Consider the following 21,261-nt stretch of genomic DNA (forward strand, 5'->3'; position numbering starts at 1 on the left):
GGCTAAACAAATATTTGTTCGGGAGAGATCGCCGGGGCCACCCGTTTCTAACCGGCATTTTACCGGGGGACACCGTTTGCACATCGTATCGCTGGCATTGGGCGGTTGCCTCAAAGGGGAGCCGGTTCGTTACGGAATTACCGAAGATACCGGGGGCCATATCACCTATATTCTGGGCGAGATGTCGGCTCTTGCCCGCCGCGCGGACGTGGATTTGGCCGAGATCGTCACGCGAAGGTTCGATGCACCCGAACTCGGCGGCATACATGCGAGCGGCGAGGAATGGCTGGGGCCCAATCTGGTCGTCCGGCGGATCGACAGCGGCAACCCGCGCTATCTCGCGAAGGAAGCGCTGGGCGCGGATCGGGCCGCCTTTACCCGCGCTTTCATAGCCGACCTGCGCGGGCGCGAGCGGCTGCCCGATCTGATCCACGCCCATTTCGCCGACGCCGCCGATGTCGCGATACAGGTGGAGAAGGAACTGGGCATCCCCTTCGTCTATACGGCGCACTCGCTCGGCATGGACAAGCTCAAGGCCACCGGTGAGCCGTCGTCCGCCCTGCAGGGCCGGATCGTGGAGGAGGACCGCGCGATCGCGGCGGCGAGGGCGGTCATCGGATCGTCGTGCGACGAATGCGAGCGGCAGCTGACGGTCTATCCCGGTGCGCGCGTGGGCCGGATTCACCGGCTGATCCCCGGCATCGATCGACCGAGCCCGAGCGATGAGGTATCCGCCGCGCTCGATCTCGTATCCCGGCAATTGCGCGATTTGGCCAAACCGATGGTGCTGGCGATCGCCCGGCCGGTGCGCAAGAAGAACCTGGTCCGGCTGGTGGAGGCTTTCGGGCGGTCGCCGTATCTGCGCGAGAATTGCAACCTCGTGATCCTGGCCGGGCTCAGGTCGCACTTGCGCTGTGGCGAACCGGAACAGGCAGGCGTGCTGGGCGACATCGTCAACGCGGTCGACGCGCACGACCTTTACGGCAGCGTAGCCTACCCGAAAACGCATACCCGCCAGCAGGTGGAGCAATTGTACCGGCTCGCCGCCCGGACCGGGGGCGTGTTCGTCAATCCTGCCCTGACCGAGCCTTACGGCCTGACGCTGGTCGAGGCGGCGTCGCACGGCCTGCCTGTGGTGGCGACGCGGAACGGCGGACCGCAGGACATACTCGCCGAACTCGATCACGGCATTCTGGTCGATCCGCGCTCGACGGAGGACATCGGTGCCGCGATCGAGCGACTGGTTTCGGACCACGCGCTGTGGGCGCGTTATTCGCACAACGGTCGCACCAATTCGCTGGCGATGAACTGGGATGCTTATGCCGCGCGGTTCGTGGACCTCGCCCGTGACGTCCTGCGCCGGGGTGAACCGCGCAGATCGCGGGTGCGGACACGGCTGGTGGTGAGCGATCTCGACAATACGCTGACGGGCTGCGGCGAGGGGGCGGGGCGCTTCTCACGCTTTCTCCATCGGCGCAGCGATTTCGGTTTCGTCGTCGCGACCGGGCGGTCGATCGTCGAAGCGCGGCGACTGGTGCGGGACTGGGCGCTTCCCCGCCCGGACGCGTGGATTACCTCGGTCGGGACCGAGATATATTTCGAGCGAGCCGACGGCGATCTCGTGCGCGACGAAAGCTTCTCGCGCGAGATAGAGGCGGGCTGGGAACCGGCGGCGATCAGCTCCGCGCTGCGGGATATCGAGGGTCTTGCCCCCCAGGCCATGCACGAACAACGCGATTTCAAGCGCAGCTATTACGCCGCGGGTGCGGACCTGGTGCAGAAGGTTCGCGCCCGGCTCGACGAGGTCGGCCTATCGGCCCGTGTGGTCTTCAGCCACGAGCGGCTGCTGGATATATTGCCCGCGCGCGCTGGAAAGGCGGCGGCGATGCACCATGTCGCCAATCGCCTTTCCATCGACCCGCTGCAGGTCTTCGCAGCCGGGGATAGCGGCAACGACGCCGACATGCTGACGGCTTGCGCGAACGCGATCCTGGTCGGCAATTACGCCCCCGAAATCGCCGAGCTGGCGGACCGGGCCAATGTCTATCTCGCACGCCGTCGGCATGGTGGTGGCGCACTGGAAGGCGTGCTGATGCAATATCGCGCGAGAAGGCGTGGCGAGCGCGAACGCGAAAGCGCGAGGGAAGTGGCATGAAGGGTGCACGGCCGGTTGGCTATTTCGTCCACCACCAAGGGCGCGGCCATGCGGAGCGGGCGGCGGCGATCGCCAACCGGCTTATCGACCTGCGTCCCGTCACCCTGTTCTGTGCCCGCGACGACATCTTCCCCGAATTGAAGAGCGGTATCCGGATAGAGCGCATTCCTTCGCTGTTCGAACCATCGGGCCGCGAAGCGCCCGCGATGGCCTCGCTACCGATGCCCGAAACGGTGCATTGCGCGCCGGTCGGTTGGCCGAACATCACGCAAGCCTTCGCGCATATCGCCCGGTGGTTTGCAGAAGAACGGCCTGCCCTGTTCGTGACGGACGTGTCCGCCGAGCTGGGGCACTTCGCCCGGCTGTGCTCCGTGCCCCATGTCGCGGTGCTGCAGCATGGCGAGCGTGGCGATCCGGGCCACATGGCGGCATATGAAAGCGCGGTCGGTCTGCTGGCCCCCTATGCCGCCAGCCTGGAGCAGCGGGATCGCCCCCAGCGGCTGCGCGACAAGAGCCATTATGCGTCCGGTGTGGGGGTCGATTGCCGACCCTTCCCGACCCGTGAGGACGCGCGCCAGCGGCTGGGTATCGACCCGGACCGGGAGTTGGTTCTGGTCGTCGCCGGCGGTGGTGGGGAAGGCACGCCGACCGCGCCGTTGACGCTGGGTGCACGGGCCGAACCCGATACGCTGTGGGTGACGATCGGCCAGGTGCGGAGCGAATGGCACGAGACGCCGCCGGGCAATCTCGACCATCGCGGCTGGGTCGACAATCCGCGCGACTGGATCGCCGCTGCCGACCGTGTGGTTTCGTCCTGCGGCAATACCACCGTTCACATGATCCTGGCCGCAGGCAAGCCCTGGATCGCCGTGCCCGAATGGCGCTATTTCGACGAACAGGTCTGCAAGGCTGAAGTGCTCGACCGAGAAGGCTTGGCGGCGGTCGCGCGCCATTGGCCCGCGCACGCGGCGGGGTGGGAGAAACTGTGGGCGGCGGCCCGCCTGATCGATCCCGAGCGCCAGCGCGCGGTCATCGCCGACGATCCGGCGGCCGACGCAGCCGCATGGCTCGACGAGACGGCGCAGCGCCTGTGGCGCGGCGCGCCACCGCATCCGCCGCTGGAGGTGGTGGCGTGACGATATCGGTTTGTACCCTGGCCCATGGACGGGCGGCGCATCTGCGCAATCTCGTGCAGGGGCTTTCGCGGTCGCGGCGCGCGCCGTGCGAACTGGTCGTCGCGGTCATGCAGGGCCAAGCCTACGACCTCCCGCCGACCGATTTTCCGGTGCGGCAGATCATGCTGGGCGAAGGCGGCATCTGCCTGGCCGAAGCGCGCAATGCGGCGGCGCGAGAGGCACGGGGCGAATTGCTCGTCTTCCTCGATGTGGATTGCATCCCCGATCCCGAACTGGTGGCGGACTATGCCGCGGCGGCGGAACTGCGCGAGGGCGTGCTGATGGGGGAAGTCGGCTATCTGCCCAAGGGTGCCACCGACGGCGGGATCGACTTCGAGCGGTTCCAGCGGGTGGCGGTGAAGCATTCCGAAAGGGCCGGCCCGCCGATCGCTCAGCTGGGCGAATGCCGGGATTACCGCTGTTTCTGGTCGCTTAATTTCGCGCTGTGCGCCGCTACGTTTGCGCAAGAGGGAGGGTTCGATCCGCGCTATGTCGGGTACGGGGGGGAGGACACCGATTTCGGGCGCACGCTATCGTCGCGCGGGATACCGATATGGTGGGCGCGCGGGGCCAAGGCCTATCACCAGTATCACCCCCATCACATGCCGCCGGTTCACCATCTCGACAGCGTGCTCGCCAATGCGGCGGTCTTTGCGGACAAATGGGGCGAACCGACGATGCAGCACTGGCTGCGCGCATTTCGCTTGATGGGCCTGATCGAGCCGGATGGGCGGGGCGGCTGGGTCAAGCTGCGCGAGCCGAGCGCGCATCATCTGGCGCTCACCCGGCAGCAGGAGGATCAACCCTATGCGAGCAGCGCGTTGGTCCTCGGCCAGTTGGAGGACCAGGCCAGCCGGGGCAGCGATACGCGCCGCGCCCCCTCGATGGCGGCGGTGTAACACTCTTCGTAGCCGGCGATCATCGCGGCGATGGAAAATCGCTCGAGCACCCGTTGCCGACACGCGTCGCGGTCGATCGACTGCAGTTGCGTCATGGCATGGGCCAATGCTGCTGTGTCGCCACTGGCAACCAGCACGCCGCAATCCCCCACTACCTCGCCCAGCGCACCCCGGTCGAACCCGGCGACCGGTGTGCCGCATGCCAGCGCCTCCGCCGCGACCAGGCCGAACGGTTCATCCCAGAGCGGGGTGACGAGCGCCCCCTGCGCGCGACCGACCTCGGCTCGCAGGTCCTGCATCGAACCGTGTCCGTGATATTCGATTCCGTCGGACAGGAACGGCTGGACCCGGTCGGCGAAATAACCGGCATCCTCGATCGGGCCGAAGATGCGCAGCTTCGCCCCGGCGATCCGCGCCGCCGCCACCGCTTCCGCAAGCCCCTTGTTGGGCACGATGCGTCCCACCCAGATAAAGTGATCCTCGCGCGCCGGGCCGGGCTGCCAGTGGTCGACGTCCACCCCGTTCGAGACGACGTGCAGGCCCGCACACCCGCGCGATTCCCACAGGGCGCGCTGGTGATCGGACGTTACGGTGATCCGGGTATTGGGGTAGCGCACCACTTTCTGCACGGTATCGAACATCGCGCCGAAGGGGGGGACATGCTGCGACGTGACGCAGGCGATCCCGGCATTGGTGCACCAGGTCATGATGTCGGGAAACAGCGAGTTGTTGTGCACCACGTCGAACTCGCCCGCCATGATGGCGAGCAGCGCACGCTCGAACGCGGTGCGCTGATACGCGGCCAGCTCGCTCGTTCCGCGATAGCGTGCCCAGGGGAGGACCCGGTCGTAGGGAGCGGCGCAGATCTCGAACAGCCCCTCGTCCTGCGATCCGCGCGCGCCGAACAGCACAACCTCGTGGCCTGCATCGCGCAGGCCGCGACACAGCAGGTGACAATGCGCCTCCATCCCCCCATTGAACGGCTCGGCGATGGCATTACGAATATGAGCTAGGACGGCGATCTTCACGGGTAGCCATGGTTATCGAACTGCATATGTATGGAACGGGCGGTGACGCTGGCCGGCGACCAAGCTAACATTCATGTTCCGCGATAGGCATGGGCGCGGGTTTGCAGGAGAAGCGCGAGATGGATTTGCAGGGGGAATTGGCGCGATACCCCAATACCGGGCGGTTTCTTGCCGGCCGATTGCGCCACGATATGTCCGAGGAGGAAAAGCAGCAGCTGGAAAGCCTCGTCGGCGATACGCGGCAGGCGGAAGATGGCGAACGGATCATCGCGCGCGGCGGCCAGTGCGAACACTCTACGATCCTGATAGAAGGCTTCATGCTGCGCACGCTCGAAACCGAGGGGCGTCGCTATGCGGTCAGCTTCCATGTGCCCGGCGATTTCGTGGATTTGCATTGCTTCGCGCTGAAGCGGCTCGATCATAACATCGACTGCATCGGGCCGGCCAAGATCGGGCGGGTGCCGCATGAGAAGATTACGCAGGTGATGCAGGAAAACGCGCATCTGGCGCGGCTATTCTGGTTTTCCACCCTTCTCGATGCGGCGATGCATCGCGAATGGATCATGAAGCTGGAACAGCTCACCGCGCCCAAACGGATCGCGCATGTCTTTGCGGAGGTCTGGCGCAGGCTGGAGATGGTGGGGTTGGGGCTGGCGGACGGCTTCAGCACGCCCCTGCGCCAGACGGACCTCGCCGACATGTGCGGCGCCACGCCGATCCATACCAATCGCGCGATTTCGGAATTGCGCAAGCACGAGCTGGCGAATTTCCAGCGGGGCGAGGTGCGTATTCCGGATCGCGCGCGGCTGGAGGAATATGCGCGCTTCACGCCAGACTACCTCTACGGCGAAGGCGAGCTGTCTCTCAGGGACGGGATGTAGGACCGGGTGCGCTCGCGCTTCGTCTTCGTCGCCGGGCTTCATCGCACGGGAACGAGCCTGATCGCGCGGGCGATCGCATCCCATCCGCAGGTCAGTGCGATAGAGGGTTCGCCCGCTCCAGAAAACGAAGGCTGCTATCTGCAGGGTGCGATCCCGCACACGGCCTTGGATGGCATTCCCGGTCGCTTCGCCACCGATCCCCGGGAGCGGCACGTGGAGGGCTCGCGCTACGACCGGCTCGAGACGCGTGAGCGCCTGCTCGCGGACTGGGCGCCGTGGTTCGATCCGGCGAAGCCGTGGTGGCTGGAAAAATCGCCGGTCAACCTCACCCGGATGCGGCTGTATCAGCAGCTCTTTCCCACCTGCCAGTTCGTGATCGTCCTGCGTCATCCGCAGGTCATGGCGGCGGCGCTGGCCAAATGGACCGATACGCCGACCGATGAACTCGTGCGCTACGGGGTGGAGGCATACGAACGGCTGTACGACGATCTGCCCTTCCTCCATTCCGCGCTCGTCCTGCGGTACGAGGATTTCGTTCGTAGCCCCGACCGGTGGATGCGCGCTTTCCTCGCCTTTCTGTCGCTGCCGGGCAAATCGGATCGGCTGGATGTCAGGGACGGCAACCGCGATTACGCGGTGCCGGTCGCGCTCGATGCGGACCTCGACCACAGGATGCGCCGCTGGGGTTACCGCGCCGGAGGAGGGGTCGAGAACTTCCTCCCCCACATCGCCCATCCGCTGCGGCAGGTGCGCGAGGAGGTCTTCGCCGTTCTGGAGAAGCCGGACGAAGCGAGGGACGACAATCCGGCGGAAACCGGAAAAGAACAGAAAGCTAACATCCGTCTATAGACCGAAATTGCTCCTCCCGCTTATCGCGCCCGCATGGAGTTAGTGAGCGGTAACAGGCCAGATATGGAATTTCCGCGAACGGGCGATTTTCTCAAGGGGCGTCTTCGCGACAATCTTAGCCTCGACGACCTTCGCTATATCGAGGATTTGGTCGAGACGGTCGAACAGCATGGGGACGGGGCCCGTATCCTGGAACGCGGTGCGCCGACCGAACGCAGCACCATCCTGATCGACGGCTATATCTTCCGATCGATCGACAGCGAGGACGGTCGCTTCATCGTCGGGCTGCATGTCCCGGGCGATTTCGTCGATCTGCATGGCTTCGCGCTAAAGCGACTGGATCACAACGTGGTGACAGCCGGCCCGGTAAGGGTAGGCTGCGTCAGCCACGACAGTTTGCGCACCGTCATGCGGGACCGGCCCGGTGTGGCGCGCGCCATGTGGTTCGCGACGCTGCTCGACGCGGCGATCCATCGTAAATGGATCCAGGTGCTGGAACAGCTCGACGCGCCGCAGCGGATCGCGCATCTCTATGCGGAGCTTCAGGCGCGCCTCGCGCTGATCGGCCGCCCGGTGACGCGCGCGCTGAGGACCCCGTTCACGCAATTCGACATGGCCGACATGTGCGGGGTCAGCGCGATCCATGCCAATCGCGCGGTGGGCAAATTGCGGGAACTGGGCATCGGGGAAATCCGGCGCGGCGATCTCTATACCGACGACTGGGACCGGCTGAAGGCCTATGCCAAGTTCGATCCCGATTACCTGTACGGCGAAGGTCCGCTGAAGGTGAAAGAGGACTGGAGCTGACGCAGGCGGCAGGCTGCGGCCGCTGCGCTAACCCTCTTCGGTCTTTGGCGTTCCGCCCCTGTCCCATCTTGCGACCGACGCCGTCACGGTCAGGTTGGCGCTTGCGCTGGCTACCGTGCGCGTCATGTCGAGCAGGCGGTCGAACGGCAGGACGAAGCCGATCACGAGCGCGGTCTGTGCGGTCGAGACGCCGACCGAGGCAAGCACCGCCGCCAGCATGAAAAGCGAGGCCGAGGGTATCGGGGCCGTCCCGAAAGCGGCGAGCGATCCGGTCAGCAGCACGATGCCCAGCATGGGGAGATCGGGTGTCACGCCCAGCGCCTGAAGGCTGAAGACGCTGAGCAGCCCGACATACATCGCCGTCCCGTCCTTGCCGATGCTCGCACCGATCGGAAGCACGGTCGAAGCGACGCCGCGATCGATGTGCATCTTGTCGATCGCGATCCGCAGGGCGACGGGCAAGGTCGCCGCTGAGGATGCGGTGGCGAAGGCCACGGCGAGCGCGTCCACCGCGGCGCGGTAGAACCGGCCCATATGCCGCCTGGCGACCAAGGCGAGCAAGGGCATGTGAACGAGCGCCATCTGCGCGATCACGCCGATGACCACGCACAGGGCCAGCCAGCCGATATTGGCAAACACCGCCACGCCGTTCTGCGCCACCGCCACCGCGATCAGGGAGAAGACCCCGTACGGCGTGAATTCCATCACCAGCGCGACGAGGCGGAACAGGATTCGTGCGGCCGATTGCAGCAGCACGGCGACCGGCCGTCCTTCCTCGCCCGCCAGCACGGTGGCGAAACCGAAGGCGATGGAGAAGAAGATGATCGCGAGCATGTCGCCAGAGACCAGCGCCTCGACCACGTTGACCGGCACGATCCCCATCAGCTGGTCGTAAACCGGCACGGGTTCGCCCAATTGGTATGCCTCGCCATTACCGATCGCTGCGCCCGCGCCCGGCTCGATCAGCAGGCCCATGGCCATCCCGATCATGACCGCGCAGGCGGTGGTGAAGGCGAACAGGGCGACCGTGCGGCCGCCGACCGCGCCCAGTCTGCGCGGATCGGCGAGCGCGGTGACGCCCGACGCGATGCTGATGAAGACGATCGGCACCACCAGCATGCGGATCAGCCGCACGAACAGATCGCCGAGAAAGGCGGTATAGGCGGTCGCCGAGGGAGCGAGCAGGCCGAAGGCGATCCCGGCGATCAGGCCGACCAGCACGCGGCGCCACAGCGCCATCGCCTGCCATCGCCGCAACCATCCCCCCATGCTCATCCCTCCTACCCTGACGCGCCCCAGAATCCGGCACGAGGCGCACGCAGCATGCCGTCTGCCAGCGAGACACCGTCCGGGCGATCTTCGGCCAGCCAGAGCGGGCCGTCCAGATCGACGAACGCGCTATCCGCAGCCAGCGCCAGGGCAGGGGCGATCGAGAGCGACGAGCTGACCATGCACCCGGTCATGAGGCCGAGCCCGCGTTCGCGCGCTCCGTGCGCCAGCTCCAGCGCCGCGGTGAGCCCGCCCGACTTGTCGAGCTTCACATTGGCGACGGCGTACCCGCTCGGCAAACCGTCGAGATCGGCAGCGGTGTGGATTGATTCGTCGGCGGCGATCGGAATGCGCGAGCGGAAACCATCGAGACCCCTGTCCTCTCCCGCAGGAAGCGGTTGTTCGAGCAGGTCGACACGCAATTCGACCATCAGGTCCTGCAATTTCTCCATCTCCCGCATCGACCAGCTTTCGTTGGGATCGACGATCAGGCGCGGATGCGGGGCCGCTTCGCGCACGGCGCGCAATTGTGCGGCGGGATCGCTGGCATCGACCTTGACCTTTATCAGCACCGCATCGGCCAGATCGCGCGCTGCCGCGCCCATCGCGTCGGGCGTGTCGAGGCCGACCGTGAGGGCGGTGGGGATCGGTGGGAGCGGTTCGGCGAGGCCGAGCTCCGCGAAAACGCTCTTTCCCGCCAACTGCGCTTCGAGATCCCAGAGCGCGCAGTCCACCGAATTGCGCGCGGCGCCGGCGGGCATGAGGTCCAGCAGCTCCTCCCGACCGACCCCGGCCTCGATCGCAGAACGCTGCGCTTCGATCGCCGCGAGCGCGCTCGCCACGCTTTCGCCGTAACGCGGATAGGGCACGCCCTCGCCGCGCCCCACGGCACCGTCCTGCGCGATGGCGACCGTCACCACGTCCGCCGCGGTTTTGACCCCGCGCGAGATGCGGAATGGCCGGGCGAGCGGGAGGCTCTCGTGGCGAGCGGAAAGGGTGCGCGGCGGTGTCGCCATCAGGCCCGCTCGGCCCCTTCCATCGGCCCGAGCAGCGCGTCGAGGATCGGCTCCACGCCCATGCGATGCGGATCGATGCACGGCAGGTCGTGTTCGTCCTGCAAGCGCAGGCACAGCGCCAGCGCTTCGTTGGCATCGAGGCTGGAGGTGTTGAGCGCGATGCCGATCATTCGCACGTCGGGGCTGGTCAGCCGCGCGGTCGCCAGGTTGGCCGCGATACATTCGCCGAGAGCGGGCGGGGCGCGGCGGGTCAGCCCGCGCATCACCCGCCGCGTGGGATCGTGGCACATCACCAATGCGGCCGGTTGGGCACCGTGCAGCAACCCCGTCGAAACCCCTGCGAAGGAAGGATGGAACAGCGATCCCTGGCCCTCGATCAGATCCCAGCCATCGTCGTGCCGGGCAGGTGCAAGTTGTTCGATCGCGCCCGAGATGAAGTCCGCCACCACGGCGTCCAGCGGGACGCCCGCGCCCGCCACCAGTATACCCGTCTGCCCGGTCGCACGAAAATCGCAGGCGACGCCGCGCGCCTCCATCCCGCGTTGCAGCGCCAGGGTCGTGTACATCTTGCCGGACGAGCAATCGGTGCCGACCGTCAGCAGCCGGTTGCCCACCCTCGGCTCGCCCGATCCCACCACGAGGTCCGCAGGCGGGTGGCGCACGTCGTGGAGCTGGCGTCCGGTGCGCTCCGCCGCCTCCACCAGTCGCGGCTCGTCCTTCAATCGCCGGTGCAGGCCGGATGCGATGTCGAGGCCGGCCTCCATCGCCGCGATCGCATCCTCGACTATATCCCGGTCGAGCGTGCCCCCCGCATTGACCATGCCAAGCACCATGGTCCGCGCACCGGCCGCTGCGGCTTCTGCGAAGCCCATGCGCGGCAGGTCGAGCGTCAACGTGCAGCGATCGGTACGGAATTCGCCGACGCAGCTTTCCGGTCGGAAGATCGCCAGGCCGCGCGCGGTCTTGATGGCGTAGGGATCGGTCGCATTGCCGAGATACAGAAGATAGGGTGTCGCGATCATAAGTTGCTCGAAAGCCTAAGGGAACGTGATCCTAACCGTCCGGAGGCGGCTTACCCAGCTTGTGCATGACACCGCAGGCATAGCGTCCGGCTATACCGCGTCGATCACGTCCGCGAGCAGATCGAGGAAGTCCGCGCCCGCGCGCGACGGAGGTCGGGTTTGCAGATAGACCGCATTGATGTTGAAGGTGAGCGCGGGTTGCAGGGGGCGGCTGGCAAGCCCCGCTGCGAGCGACGATTCAGCCGTGAAATTGTCCACGATCGCCATGCCGAGGCCCGCCCGCACCAGCGCCGCCGCGATGTAATAGGTCCGGGAGGAGGCACTCTCGGTCAGGGTCACGTCGAGCCGTTCGAGCTCGCTGCGTAGCGATTCCCCGATCGGGCCGTTCTGGATCGGGCTGATGAAATCCCGGCCCACCAGATCGGCGAGGTGCAGGCGCGATGGGGCATCGGGCAGGTCCTCGGGCCGGAACAGCACCACCAGCTCGCCCTCCCCAATCACCTGGTGGGCGACCGGGGCGGCCGGGGGAACCTCGAAACTGATCGCGATATCGGTCTCGCGCTCGTAGAGTTTGCGCACGATCTCGTCGTGATGGAGCGTCTGGAGGTCGAAGCGGATTTCGCCGCGCTTCGCCGTGAACTGCGCTACCGCTTCGGGCAGCGCGCCGAGGCCGAGCGAGGGTAGGGCGGAAATGCGCAGCAGGCTGCCTTCGCCCTGGCGCAGGTTCTGGCAGGCCTGGCGCAGCGAGCGCACGCGGTCCTGGATATCCGATACCTCGCCGAACAGGGTGCGGGCATCCTCGGTGGGGATCAACCGGCCCTTGGTGCGCTCGAACAGGTCCAGCCCGAGCGACTTTTCCGCGTGCCGCAGCACCTTGGTTACGCTGGGCTGCGAGACGTTGAGCGCGCGCGCCGCGGCGCTGACCGTGCCGTGAAGAAACACGGCGTGGAAGACTTCGATCTGGCGCAGATTCATCGGCTGGACGACCTCCTTGGGCGGACACGCATTCGCCGGGGTTATACGCCCGGCAGGCGCGGGATGGCAAAGGGGTGGACGGATCGGCGGCGATCGTAAATGCCTGTCGTGCGCGGATACCCCGTATCATTCCGATGCGGGCCGCATGCCGCGCGCGAGGAGGAGCTTTGCCCATGTCCCCACCCAACAACCGGAGCCTGACTTCGCTCATGGCGCTCGCATGTTCGCTGGCGCTGGGGGCCTGTGCCACCACCGCTCCTCCACCGGTCGATGTCGTGATCAAGGGCGGCACGGTTTACGACGGTAGCGAGGATGCGCCCTTCACCGGCGACGTCGCGATCGCGGGCGATCGGATTGCCTATGTGGGGCCGCCTAGGTCCTTCGCGGCGACACGGGTGATCGAAGCGGGCGGCATGATCGTCGCGCCCGGCTTCATCGATCCCCACACCCATGCGGACATCTTTCTGCGCTCCGACGATCCGGCCGAGCGCGTGAACGCGGCGTGGCTGGCCCAGGGGGCGAGCACGGTCGTGATCGGCGTCGATGGCGGCGGCACGCCCGATGTCGCCGAGGACGCGCGCAAGCTCGCCGCCTCGGGGATAGGCACCAACGTCGTGCCCTTCGTCGGGTTCGGTGCCGTGCGCAGCCGCGTATTGGGCGATGCCGCGCGCGCGCCGGACGAGGCCGAACTCGCCCGGATGAAGGACATGGTGGTAGGCGCGATGTGCGCGGGCGCGACGGGATTCTCGACCGGCCTGTTCTACGCCCCGCAAAGTTTCGCGAGCACGGAAGAGGTGATTGCCCTTGCGCGCGAGGCGGGGAGCCGCGGCGGGCTCTACGACACGCACCAGCGCGACGAATCCTCGTACACGATCGGATTGATGGACTCGAGCCGCGAGGCGATCCGGATCGGCGAGGAAGCAGGCGCGCCGGTCCATTTCGCGCATATCAAGGCGCTGGGCGTGGATGTGCAGGGCAAGGCGCCGGAGCTGATCGCGCTGATCGACGCCGCGCGCGCGCGCGGCGTCGACGTGACCGCCGACCAGTATCCCTGGCTCGCTTCGGGATCGAGTCTCGATGCGTCGCTCCTGCCGCGCTGGGCGGTCGATGGCGGCGGCAGCGCGCTTCTGGCGCGACTCGCCGAGCCGGAGACGGCGGCACGGATCCGCAACGAAATGGAGGAGAACCTGCGGCGCAGGGGCGGGGCGAAATCCCTGTTGCTGACCGCGCCCGCGCGCCCCTGGACCGGTCGCACCCTGGCCCAATACGCGGCGGTGCAGGGCTCCGACCCGGTCGACACCGCGCTGGCGATCATCGCGCAGGTCGTGCGCGAGGGGGGCAGTGGGACCGAGGTCGCATCGTTCAACATGGCACCGGAGGATGTCGAGCTGCTGATGCAGCAACCCTGGGTCGTCACATCGTCCGACGGGTCGCTCGGCCACCCGCGCATGTTCGCCACCTATCCGGAGAAATACCGGACCTATGTGCGCGAGCGGGGGACGATCGACCTCGCGCGGTTCATCCGCCAGTCGACCGGCCAGGTCGCGGATATCTACCGCATCGCGGAGCGGGGCTATCTGAAGCAGGGGTATTTCGCCGATGTCCTGGTGTTCGATCCCGCGAAGTTCGCGCCGCGTGCGACCTATCTCGATCCGCGCGAGCTGAGCGTCGGGGTCGAGGCGCTGTTCGTGAACGGCCGGTCGGCGGTAGAGCACAGCCAAATTACCGGCGAGGCGGCGGGACGGGTGCTGCTGCGGCCCCAACCGGAAAACTGCCCCTAAAGCAAAAGGCTCGCCCGCGGCGCGAACCGCGAGCGAGCCTTTTCTTCACCCTTTACGCCGACCTTAGAATTCGAGCCGGACGCCGACACGGAACGAGCGGCCCAGCAGGTCGCTATACGTGCTGTTCGCAGCCAGCCCGGTTTCGGGCAGGATGATCGGATCGGCATCGAACAGGTTGGTGATGTGGATGAACACCTCCGCATCCCCGCCCATCGTTTCCGCGATCTTGGCCGTGGCGTTGAGGTCCACGTAGAACACCCCGTCGATGCTGTTGTCGCTGGTGGTGCGCGCCGTCGGGGTCGTTGCCGGGCACGAAGCGGTGCATCCGAAGCGGGTGGCCGAATAGCGCCCGCTGCTCACGCCCCGACCGACCGCGGTCAGGCCGAAATCCGGTGTCTGCAGCGAGATCGAGCCACGGTAGAGCCAGTCGGGCGGCCCGCTGCCCGACAGGGTGCCGAGCGAGCTGATCGGTTCGCTGATCCCGTCGTCGGTGATGCTTTCGAGATAGTGCGTCGCGACCGCGCGGAACGACAGCGAGCTGTCCGGCATGCTCAGCAGATCGTACAGCGGCACGCGGTACGACACGTCGAAATCGATGCCTTCGTTCTTCACGACGTTGAAGTTGAAGAAGCTGGCGCGGAAGAACAGGTCGCGCACCCCATCGGGATCCGGGCCGTAGGCGTTGCAGAACTGCTGCACCCCTTCCTGACAGCGGTCGAAGACCGCCTGCGCGCCGTAGGCCCCGATCGCGCCGTCGATCTTGACCTTGTAATAGTCGATCGACGCCATCAGCCCGGGGATGAACCGCGGGGTGAGCACCACGCCGCCGGTCAGCGACTTGCTGATTTCCGGCTCCAGATCGAGGTTGCCCGACAGCACAGCGCGGTAGCTTTGGCCGTTCTCCAACGTGCTGGTGTTGGAGCTGCCCGCCTGGAACAGCTCGTTGAGGTTGGGCGCACGGATGTCGCGCGAATAGGTGCCGCGCAGCCTGATGTCGTCGATCGGCTGCCACGTCGCGCCGACCTTGTAGGTCGTGACATAGCCGGACGTCGAGTAATCGGTCGCGCGTACGGCACCGTTGAAGGTAATGCCGAGACCCAGCGGTACGACCGTTTCGAGATAGGCTTCCTTGACGTTGTAGTCGCCGAAGGTGGGCACATAGTTGCCGACCTGGAACCCGCCCTGGAATTCTTCGGGGACGGAGCCGGACACTTCCTCCTTGCGGTACTCGCCGCCGACCGCGAGGCTGACGTCGCCCGCCCACAGGGTGAACGGGGTGAACGATAGGTTCACGCCCGCCACCGTCTGCTGGAGCTTCTGGTCGCGATAGGGATCGCCGAGGAAGTAGTCGAACGAAGCGGGGTTCGCGACGCCCTGGCCGAACACGTTGAGCGGAATGCATCCGTTGCCGGGGTTGGTCAGCGTGCTGCGGCAGACGATCGTACCCGCGGCCACGCCCGCCGCGTTACCGGCGGGCGCGAACACCGCATCCACCGCATTGGCGAACTCGGTATTCTTGATGATGTCGCGCAGCTGTTCGTGCGAGTTCGTCTCGCCGTACTGAACGTAGGCGTCCCAGATCGCGGGCTTGCCGGCGATGTCGAACGAACCCTCGAACCCGCCGACATAGCGCTGCACGTCGCGCGTGTTGTTGAGCTTGCGGAAGGGTACGTCGGACAGCGTTGTGCCGATGGCGACCGAGGTCACGTCGGCAGGCAGAAGCGAGCCGAGCGCCTGCTGCAGATACGCGTTGTCCCGCGGAATGTTCGCCAGCGGCCCCGACGACGTGCTCGTGAAAAACTGCGGACCCGCGTTGAAGAGGGTTTCCTGCCAGTTGTACGACGCCTCTACGAAAGCGGTCGCCCATGGCGTCACATCGAAGCTGAGGCGACCGAAGACGTTGCGGCGGTCTTCCTCCGCGCCCAGGCCGATGCGGCGGTTGGTGTCGTCCACCAGGTAATCGCCGCCGATCGTGATGGTGCCGGCGTTGGGATAGGTGCCGTAGTCGTAGCGATTGATCGACCCGCCCGGACCGAAATAGATCCCTCTCAGGCTGTTGGGCGTGCCGCCGCGCGAGGCGTTGATGATGCCGCCCGGTGCCGAATTGTTGCGGTTGCCGGGGCCGACCACGAGGAACTGCGGCTGGCCGTTCGTCGCGGTGTAATCGGGGTTGCCGATGATCTGCGGCACGCCGAAGTTCCAGTCGCGGTCGACCGAGAAGATGCCGTCCTGGTGCGACAGCTGTCCGCTGAGGAGCAGGTGTCCGCGTCCTTCGGCGAAGGAGGTGCCGCCCGCAGCGCTGACCTGCCAGGTGAAGCCGTCGCCCTCGTCGGTGATGCCGGTGTTGGCGCTCAGTTTCAGGCCCTGGTAGCGCTTGTCGAGGATGAAGTTGACCACGCCCGCATCCGCATCGGAGCCGTAGGCGGCCGAGGCACCGCCGGTCACGACCTCGACCCGGCTTATCAGCTGCTGGGGGAAGGTGTTGACGTCGACGTACCCCTGTACGGTCGAGGGCACCGTGCGCCGCCCGTCGAGCAGGACGAGCGTACGCTCCAGCCCCAAGTTGCGCAGGTTGATCGTGTTGATGCCCGAAATGCCCGAGCTGATGTTCAAGCGCGAGTTCGACAGCTGCGAACTGCCCGCGACCGAGGGAAGCTGGTTCACGAGGTCGAACAGATTGTTGGTCGGCGCTTCCGACTGGATCTGTTCGGTGCTGATGACCGTCAGCGGCGTCGGGCTGTCGAAGCCGAGGCGCGCGACGCGCGACCCGGTGACGATGATCTCTGTCGAAGGCCGCTCGACCGAATCGACGGTACGCGTGACCGGGTCCTCGTCGTCATCGGTAGCGACGGTCTGTGCCGCAGCCGGAGATGCCAGAAGGCCGATCGCCGCCACACTGGCGAGCGCGTTGCGCCGCGCGAAACAGGAGCGCGAAAAGGCGGAAAGCGTACGAGTCCGCAAAGAAGAGTTCATCGGTAAAGCCCTCATAATTCATCGGGCCGATCGATGCTGCCGCGTGGACCAACCGTTAGGGTTGCGACGCTACGAAGCAGGACCGGCCCTCTTCCCTCGAATGCCAAGGCCGGTTCGCCCGGACCTGGTTTCACGATCGTTCATAATCGGCGGATCGATCTCCGTCCGTGTTATGAACTTGCGCGCCTCTTGCGTGAAAACGGCTAATTATTTTTGGTTTGTGCCTTTCCCCGCAGGATCGAAACTACCGGCAGCCGCGTTCGCGTCAATATGATGACGTGATTGACCTGTGTAGTAGTGTATAAACGCAGGGTATAGGCTGGAAGGAGCCAGGGCGAGCCACCCGGTGCGAGATAGCCCCAGGTTATGGCAGGCGGGCACAACGATATGCATGTCGTCCCGCTCCCCTTCTAGGATCGGGCCTAGTCCTTTTGCAGGCGGAGCAGCTCGATTGACAATTCACTTGCGTCTTCCCGAGTGACGCGGCGGGCGATCCTCCTCGCCTCTGCGGCCCTCGGCATTTTCACGAACCTGCCGGGTGCGGTTGCAGCGAAGTTCAAACCGGGTTCCCGGCGTCCGGGCAAGGGGCTGCGGGACGGGATCGAGATTCTCGAAGATCGCTTCGGCATCCCGCACGTCCGCGCGAATTCGATCCACGATGCCTATTGGGCGCAGGGCTATCTGGTGGCACGCGATCGCCTGTTCCAGCTCGATCTCGACCTGCGGCGGGACATGGGGCGGATGGCGGAGGCGTTTGGCCCATCCTTCGTGCCCGCCGATCGCGCCGCGCGCCTCTTCCATTTTCGCGGCGACCTCGATGCCGAACTGGCCTCCATCCCGCCTGATGTGGTGGATTGCGTGCGCGGGTATTGCGCCGGGATCAATGCGCGGATCGACGAGATCGCGGCGCGGCCCGAACTGGCGCCGCGCGAATACGCGATCCTCGGCATCGCGCCGCTGCGCTGGTCGCTAGCCGACTGCGTGCTGCGCCGCGGTGCGGGCAGCGACGATGCCGACGAGGAAATTCGCCGCGCCATGCTGGCCGCGCGCGGACTGATCGATTTGGAACACTGGCGCGAACCGCTGCGCTTCGACTGGGATTTTACCGTTCCCGAAGGCCTCGACTGCGCGGCGGTGAGCCGCGACGATCTGGGCATCCTGGGCGATCACGATCGCCCGCCCGCCATCGAACCGGCGCTTGTCGCCCGGATCGACAGCGCGCTCGATCGCGAAGGGCGGCGGATCGACCTCGCCGCGCAGGGCAGCAATGCGTGGACCGTCTCGGGATCGCACACGCCCACCGGACGCCCGATCCTGGCCAACGATCCCCATCTGGCGATCGGCGGCTTCAGTCCCCGCCATATCGTCCACCTGACCGCGCCGGGCCTCGACATCATCGGCGCGGGCTATCCGGGCCTGCCCGGCATCATGCAGGGCCATACCGACCGGTTCGCCTTCGGGCGCACGAACTTCCACATCGACCAGACCGACCTGTTCGTGCTGGAAACCCATCCCGACGATCCGGACCTTTATCGCCATAACGGCGAATGGACGCCCTTCGACGTGGTCGAGAACACGGTCGAGGTCGAGGGCCAGGCGGCAGAGCAGGTCACTCTGCGTTATGCCGATGGTCGCCCCGTGATCGCGCAGGACCGGGAGCGGAACCGCGCGATCGCCTTCGCCACGACGAGCATGCTGCCCGGCGCCAATATGCGCTTCGCCATCGTGGCAATCAATCTGGCGAAGGGGTGGGACGGTCTGCGCGAGGCGTTCCGCCTGCACGTATCCCCCACCAATCTGCATTACGCCGATATCGAGGGAAATACCGGCTGGCACGCGATCGGGTTCGCGCCGGTGCGGCAGCGCCATGACGGTCTGTTTCCCGCGCCCGGCGACGGATCCTTCGACTGGACCGGGATACTGAGCGTGGACGACATGCCCAGCCTGTTCAATCCGGCATCCGGCCTGATCGCATCCGCCAATGCCATGAACCTGCCGGCGGATTATCCTTTCGCCGAACGGATCTTGAGCTTCACCTGGTCCGACCCGTTCCGGCAGGACCGGATCTATCAGGTGCTGGGCGAACAGGACATCCATTCGCTCGACGACAGCGAGGCGCTGCTCCACGACACGCTCGCCATTCCCGCCACCGAGCTGATCGCCCTCCTGCCGGAAAATCCTTCGCCGGAAGCACGCGAAGCGGCGGCGATGCTCTCGGGGTGGGACGGCCATCTCGGCGCGGACAGCGGGGCGGCCCTGCTTTACGAAATGGTGATCGCGGCGCTGTCGGAGCGGTTCCACGCAGCGATCATTCCTCCCGAGGCGCAGGATCTGATCTCGCGCGTCAATCTGGACGCGATGCTGACCGCACTCACCACGCTCGATCCGCGACTGGGCAGCGATCCGGCCGAAACGAGAAGAACGCTGATCGAGGGCGCGCTGGTCGATGGGTGGGCAAAGGCGGTCGAACTGGTCGGGCCCGATCCCTCGCAATGGTGCTGGGGTGATCTGCATCGTGTGAACATCGCGCATCCCTTGTCGGACATCGCCGCCATCGCTTCGGACTTCCCGCCGATCGAAGTGGTCGTTCGGGCGGAGACGGCACCACGGTCATGGCGCGCGGGATGCGTGCGGGCGGGGGCTATTCCGTGCGGCACGGCGCCAGCTTCCTCTTCGCCGCCGATGTCGGGAATTGGGACCGGACGCGCTTCCTGCTGCTGCCCGGCCAATCGGCCGATCCCGCCTCGCCCCATTACCGCGATTTCTATGCGCCCTGGCTCGCGGGCGAGATGGTCGAATGGTCCTTCAGCCGCGCCGCGGTGGACGAGGCGGCGGTGAAGCGCTTCACGCTTTCACCGCACTGAGATCAGTTCGCGGCGGCGACCGCCAGAAGCGCGGCATCCATGGCGCCTATGGCCGCGCCTTCGCCGCCGGGCGGGATGTCGTTGGCAAAGGCGGAGAAGACCAGTAATTCGCCGCTTGCCGCCACCATATATCCCGAAAGCGCGCGCGATGCGTTGAGCGAGCCGGTCTTGGCGAAGATGCGCCCGTCGAGCGGGGTTCCGGCGAAGCGCCGTGCAAGAGTCCCGTCCACGCCGCCGACAGGAAGCGTCGCGCGCCAGTTCTTCCCCCAATCCTCGCCAGCCGCCCAGGCGAGCAGGCGTGCGGTGACGCGCGGGCTGACCCGGTTGTAGCTGGACATGCCCGACCCGTCGGCCAGCACGAAGCCATCGCGAGGCTGGCCCGCGGCGGTCATCATATCCGCCAGCGCCAGCTGGGCGTCCGCGATCGACCCGCTGCCCTGCAGCTTCGCGACCCGGCGCAGCATCAATTCGGCATGCAGGTTCTGACTCTGCTTGTTGATCGTGACCATGTCCGCAGCCAGCGCCTCGGGCGGCAATTGCGAGAACATCGTTTCGGGCGGTGCGTGGGTAGCGGGCATTCCCCCGCGGTTTTCGGGATCGTCGTCCGGCGATAGCGGGCGATAGCGCCCGGCGATTTCTCCCGAAACAACGACGCCGCGTGCTTCCAGCAGGCGAGCGAACCGCCAGGCGGCGCGGCGCGCGGGATCGTCCACGCCGAGGCGGTACTGTTCGGGTTCTGCATCCTGGCCGAGCGTTCCGTCCACCACCAGCGTGTCGCTGCCGGGCAGGCGGCGGATATCGAGCGCGTTATCCGACCCCGCGACCGTCCGCGTCCGGTTGTCGATGCGGTAATAGCCATCGCTCTCGATCCTGGCCGGAGCGCCGACACTGCCGGGCATTACCGAGAGAGCGAATTCGTTATCGTCCACCAGCAGCGCGGCGGTGGCGGTGCCATAGCGAAACGGAATGTTGTTCCAGCTCATCCCCGCGCTCCAGCGCTCGTCGGGATACCAGGTCGCATCGCCGATGACGTCGTGGACCCGCCGCGTGCGCGCTGCCACCGCGTCGGCGAGCGTGGCGAGGCACTGGACCTGGCAATCGGGTGCGCTCGACAGGGTCGCCTCGCCGCGCCCTTCCAGTACGATATCGAAGCTTCCGCGCTTCGCGGGTTCGAGACGCACGCCGGTTCCCTCCGCCGCTTGTTGCAGGGCAAGCAGGTTCCGGTAGGCGGCGAGAGTGGTGTAGATCTTGGTATTGGACGCGGGCATGAACCGCGCATCCGGCGCGATGGCCAGGATCTCGGTTCCATCGGGCCGTTGGACAACCAGGCCATAGCGTGTCCCCGCGGGCGCTTCGGACAGGATCGCCTGTATCGAACCCGCAAGCGAGTCGGGTACCGCAGTCGACGCAGTGGCTGGGGGCGAGGGCGAGGTCTGCTGCGCCATGGCCGGCATGGGCAGGGACAGGGCGAGCGTGCAGGCGAGGATGAAACGCATCAGCGATGCTTAGCGCGTGAACGCCGCCGCAACAGCATCTTCCTGCGGCCTTGCGCGCTAGTCCATAACCT

General features: G+C 66.4%; 15 protein-coding genes and 1 pseudogene. 9 read left to right on the top strand and 7 right to left on the bottom strand.

What is annotated here, in order from left to right:
- The first annotated feature begins 76 nt into the window (after positions 1-76).
- The 3 genes from F7D01_RS11500 to F7D01_RS11510 are packed head-to-tail and all read left to right on the top strand — an operon-like array spanning position 77 to position 4,229.
- A complete protein-coding gene (locus F7D01_RS11500) occupies positions 77-2,155 on the top strand; it encodes an HAD-IIB family hydrolase (RefSeq protein WP_215227688.1) in 2,079 nt (692 codons plus the stop codon).
- The gene (locus F7D01_RS11505) at positions 2,152-3,291 is read left to right on the top strand and encodes a hypothetical protein (protein ID WP_215227689.1); all 1,140 of its coding nucleotides are present in this window, start codon (positions 2,152-2,154) and stop codon (positions 3,289-3,291) included. The genes F7D01_RS11500 and F7D01_RS11505 overlap by 4 nt, the downstream gene beginning before the upstream one ends.
- Positions 3,288-4,229 (top strand): glycosyltransferase family 2 protein, encoded by a 942-nt coding sequence (locus F7D01_RS11510; RefSeq protein ID WP_251566784.1) that lies wholly within the window; start codon positions 3,288-3,290, stop codon positions 4,227-4,229. The genes F7D01_RS11505 and F7D01_RS11510 overlap by 4 nt, the downstream gene beginning before the upstream one ends.
- Here F7D01_RS11510 and F7D01_RS11515 read toward each other — a convergent pair.
- The gene (locus F7D01_RS11515; protein ID WP_215227691.1) at positions 4,136-5,257 is read right to left on the bottom strand and encodes a glycosyltransferase; all 1,122 of its coding nucleotides are present in this window, start codon (positions 5,255-5,257) and stop codon (positions 4,136-4,138) included. The two genes, F7D01_RS11510 and F7D01_RS11515, sit on opposite strands and share 94 nt — an antisense overlap.
- 191 nt (positions 5,258-5,448) lie before the next feature.
- Between F7D01_RS11515 and F7D01_RS11520 the strand changes: the two genes are divergently transcribed.
- From F7D01_RS11520 to F7D01_RS11530, 3 genes are all read left to right on the top strand, one after another.
- Positions 5,449-6,138: a Crp/Fnr family transcriptional regulator gene (locus F7D01_RS11520; RefSeq protein WP_251566786.1), complete on the top strand. Its 690-nt coding sequence runs from the start codon at positions 5,449-5,451 to the stop codon at positions 6,136-6,138.
- 6 nt (positions 6,139-6,144) lie between these two features.
- Positions 6,145-6,987 carry a sulfotransferase gene (locus F7D01_RS11525; RefSeq protein ID WP_215227693.1) on the top strand — a complete coding sequence of 281 codons (843 nt, stop codon included), beginning with the start codon at positions 6,145-6,147 and terminating at the stop codon, positions 6,985-6,987.
- A gap of 63 nt (positions 6,988-7,050) precedes the next feature.
- A complete protein-coding gene (locus F7D01_RS11530) occupies positions 7,051-7,794 on the top strand; it encodes a Crp/Fnr family transcriptional regulator (protein ID WP_215227694.1) in 744 nt (247 codons plus the stop codon).
- Positions 7,795-7,821: 27 nt separating this feature from the next.
- On the opposite strand, the gene F7D01_RS11535 is transcribed toward F7D01_RS11530, so the two are convergent.
- The 4 genes from F7D01_RS11535 to F7D01_RS11550 form a co-directional block, all read right to left on the bottom strand.
- On the bottom strand, positions 7,822-9,063 hold the full coding sequence (locus F7D01_RS11535) for a dicarboxylate/amino acid:cation symporter (protein ID WP_371819599.1): 1,242 nt from the start codon (positions 9,061-9,063) through the stop codon (positions 7,822-7,824).
- A gap of 11 nt (positions 9,064-9,074) precedes the next feature.
- Positions 9,075-10,079 (bottom strand): N-acetyl-D-Glu racemase DgcA, encoded by a 1,005-nt coding sequence (dgcA, locus tag F7D01_RS11540; protein ID WP_215227696.1) that lies wholly within the window; start codon positions 10,077-10,079, stop codon positions 9,075-9,077.
- A complete protein-coding gene (gene dgcN, locus F7D01_RS11545) occupies positions 10,079-11,101 on the bottom strand; it encodes an N-acetyltransferase DgcN (RefSeq protein ID WP_215227697.1) in 1,023 nt (340 codons plus the stop codon). Before dgcN ends, dgcA begins: the two co-directional genes overlap by 1 nt.
- Before the next feature lie 90 nt (positions 11,102-11,191).
- Positions 11,192-12,076 (bottom strand): LysR family transcriptional regulator, encoded by an 885-nt coding sequence (locus F7D01_RS11550; protein ID WP_215227698.1) that lies wholly within the window; start codon positions 12,074-12,076, stop codon positions 11,192-11,194.
- Positions 12,077-12,249: 173 nt separating this feature from the next.
- Between F7D01_RS11550 and F7D01_RS11555 the strand changes: the two genes are divergently transcribed.
- Positions 12,250-13,857: an amidohydrolase family protein gene (locus tag F7D01_RS11555; RefSeq protein ID WP_251566788.1), complete on the top strand. Its 1,608-nt coding sequence runs from the start codon at positions 12,250-12,252 to the stop codon at positions 13,855-13,857.
- Between the two features lie 63 nt (positions 13,858-13,920).
- Here the strand turns inward: F7D01_RS11555 and F7D01_RS11560 are convergent, their stop codons facing one another.
- On the bottom strand, positions 13,921-16,752 hold the full coding sequence (locus F7D01_RS11560; RefSeq protein ID WP_251566790.1) for a TonB-dependent siderophore receptor: 2,832 nt from the start codon (positions 16,750-16,752) through the stop codon (positions 13,921-13,923).
- 555 nt (positions 16,753-17,307) lie between these two features.
- Between F7D01_RS11560 and F7D01_RS11565 the strand changes: the two are divergent.
- Together F7D01_RS11565 and F7D01_RS15580 are read left to right on the top strand one after the other, a co-directional pair.
- Positions 17,308-19,329, top strand: a pseudogene (locus F7D01_RS11565) (penicillin acylase family protein); the annotation flags it as partial.
- A 125-nt stretch (positions 19,330-19,454) separates the two neighbouring features.
- Positions 19,455-19,694 carry a penicillin acylase family protein gene (locus tag F7D01_RS15580; protein ID WP_371819600.1) on the top strand — a complete coding sequence of 80 codons (240 nt, stop codon included), beginning with the start codon at positions 19,455-19,457 and terminating at the stop codon, positions 19,692-19,694.
- A gap of 2 nt (positions 19,695-19,696) precedes the next feature.
- Here F7D01_RS15580 and F7D01_RS11570 read toward each other — a convergent pair whose 3' ends face one another.
- Positions 19,697-21,190, bottom strand: a complete 1,494-nt coding sequence (locus tag F7D01_RS11570) for a D-alanyl-D-alanine carboxypeptidase/D-alanyl-D-alanine-endopeptidase (RefSeq protein ID WP_215227700.1) — start codon at positions 21,188-21,190, stop codon at positions 19,697-19,699.
- Positions 21,191-21,261: the final 71 nt, after the last annotated feature.

It is taken from the genome of Erythrobacter sp. 3-20A1M, from assembly GCF_018636735.1.
In the GTDB taxonomy this organism is placed as follows: domain Bacteria; phylum Pseudomonadota; class Alphaproteobacteria; order Sphingomonadales; family Sphingomonadaceae; genus Alteriqipengyuania.

Coding starts and splice junctions, on each gene's coding strand:
- F7D01_RS11505 (WP_215227689.1), top strand. CDS start 2,152: ATGAAGGGTGCACGGCCGGTTGGCTATTTCGTCCACCACCAAGGGCGC.
- F7D01_RS11520 (WP_251566786.1), top strand. CDS start 5,449: ATGTCCGAGGAGGAAAAGCAGCAGCTGGAAAGCCTCGTCGGCGATACG.
- F7D01_RS11530 (WP_215227694.1), top strand. CDS start 7,051: ATGGAATTTCCGCGAACGGGCGATTTTCTCAAGGGGCGTCTTCGCGAC.
- F7D01_RS11535 (WP_371819599.1), bottom strand. CDS start 9,063: ATGGGGGGATGGTTGCGGCGATGGCAGGCGATGGCGCTGTGGCGCCGC.
- dgcA (WP_215227696.1), bottom strand. CDS start 10,079: ATGGCGACACCGCCGCGCACCCTTTCCGCTCGCCACGAGAGCCTCCCG.
- dgcN (WP_215227697.1), bottom strand. CDS start 11,101: ATGATCGCGACACCCTATCTTCTGTATCTCGGCAATGCGACCGATCCC.
- F7D01_RS11550 (WP_215227698.1), bottom strand. CDS start 12,076: ATGAATCTGCGCCAGATCGAAGTCTTCCACGCCGTGTTTCTTCACGGC.
- F7D01_RS11555 (WP_251566788.1), top strand. CDS start 12,250: ATGTCCCCACCCAACAACCGGAGCCTGACTTCGCTCATGGCGCTCGCA.
- F7D01_RS15580 (WP_371819600.1), top strand. CDS start 19,455: ATGCGTGCGGGCGGGGGCTATTCCGTGCGGCACGGCGCCAGCTTCCTC.
- F7D01_RS11570 (WP_215227700.1), bottom strand. CDS start 21,190: ATGCGTTTCATCCTCGCCTGCACGCTCGCCCTGTCCCTGCCCATGCCG.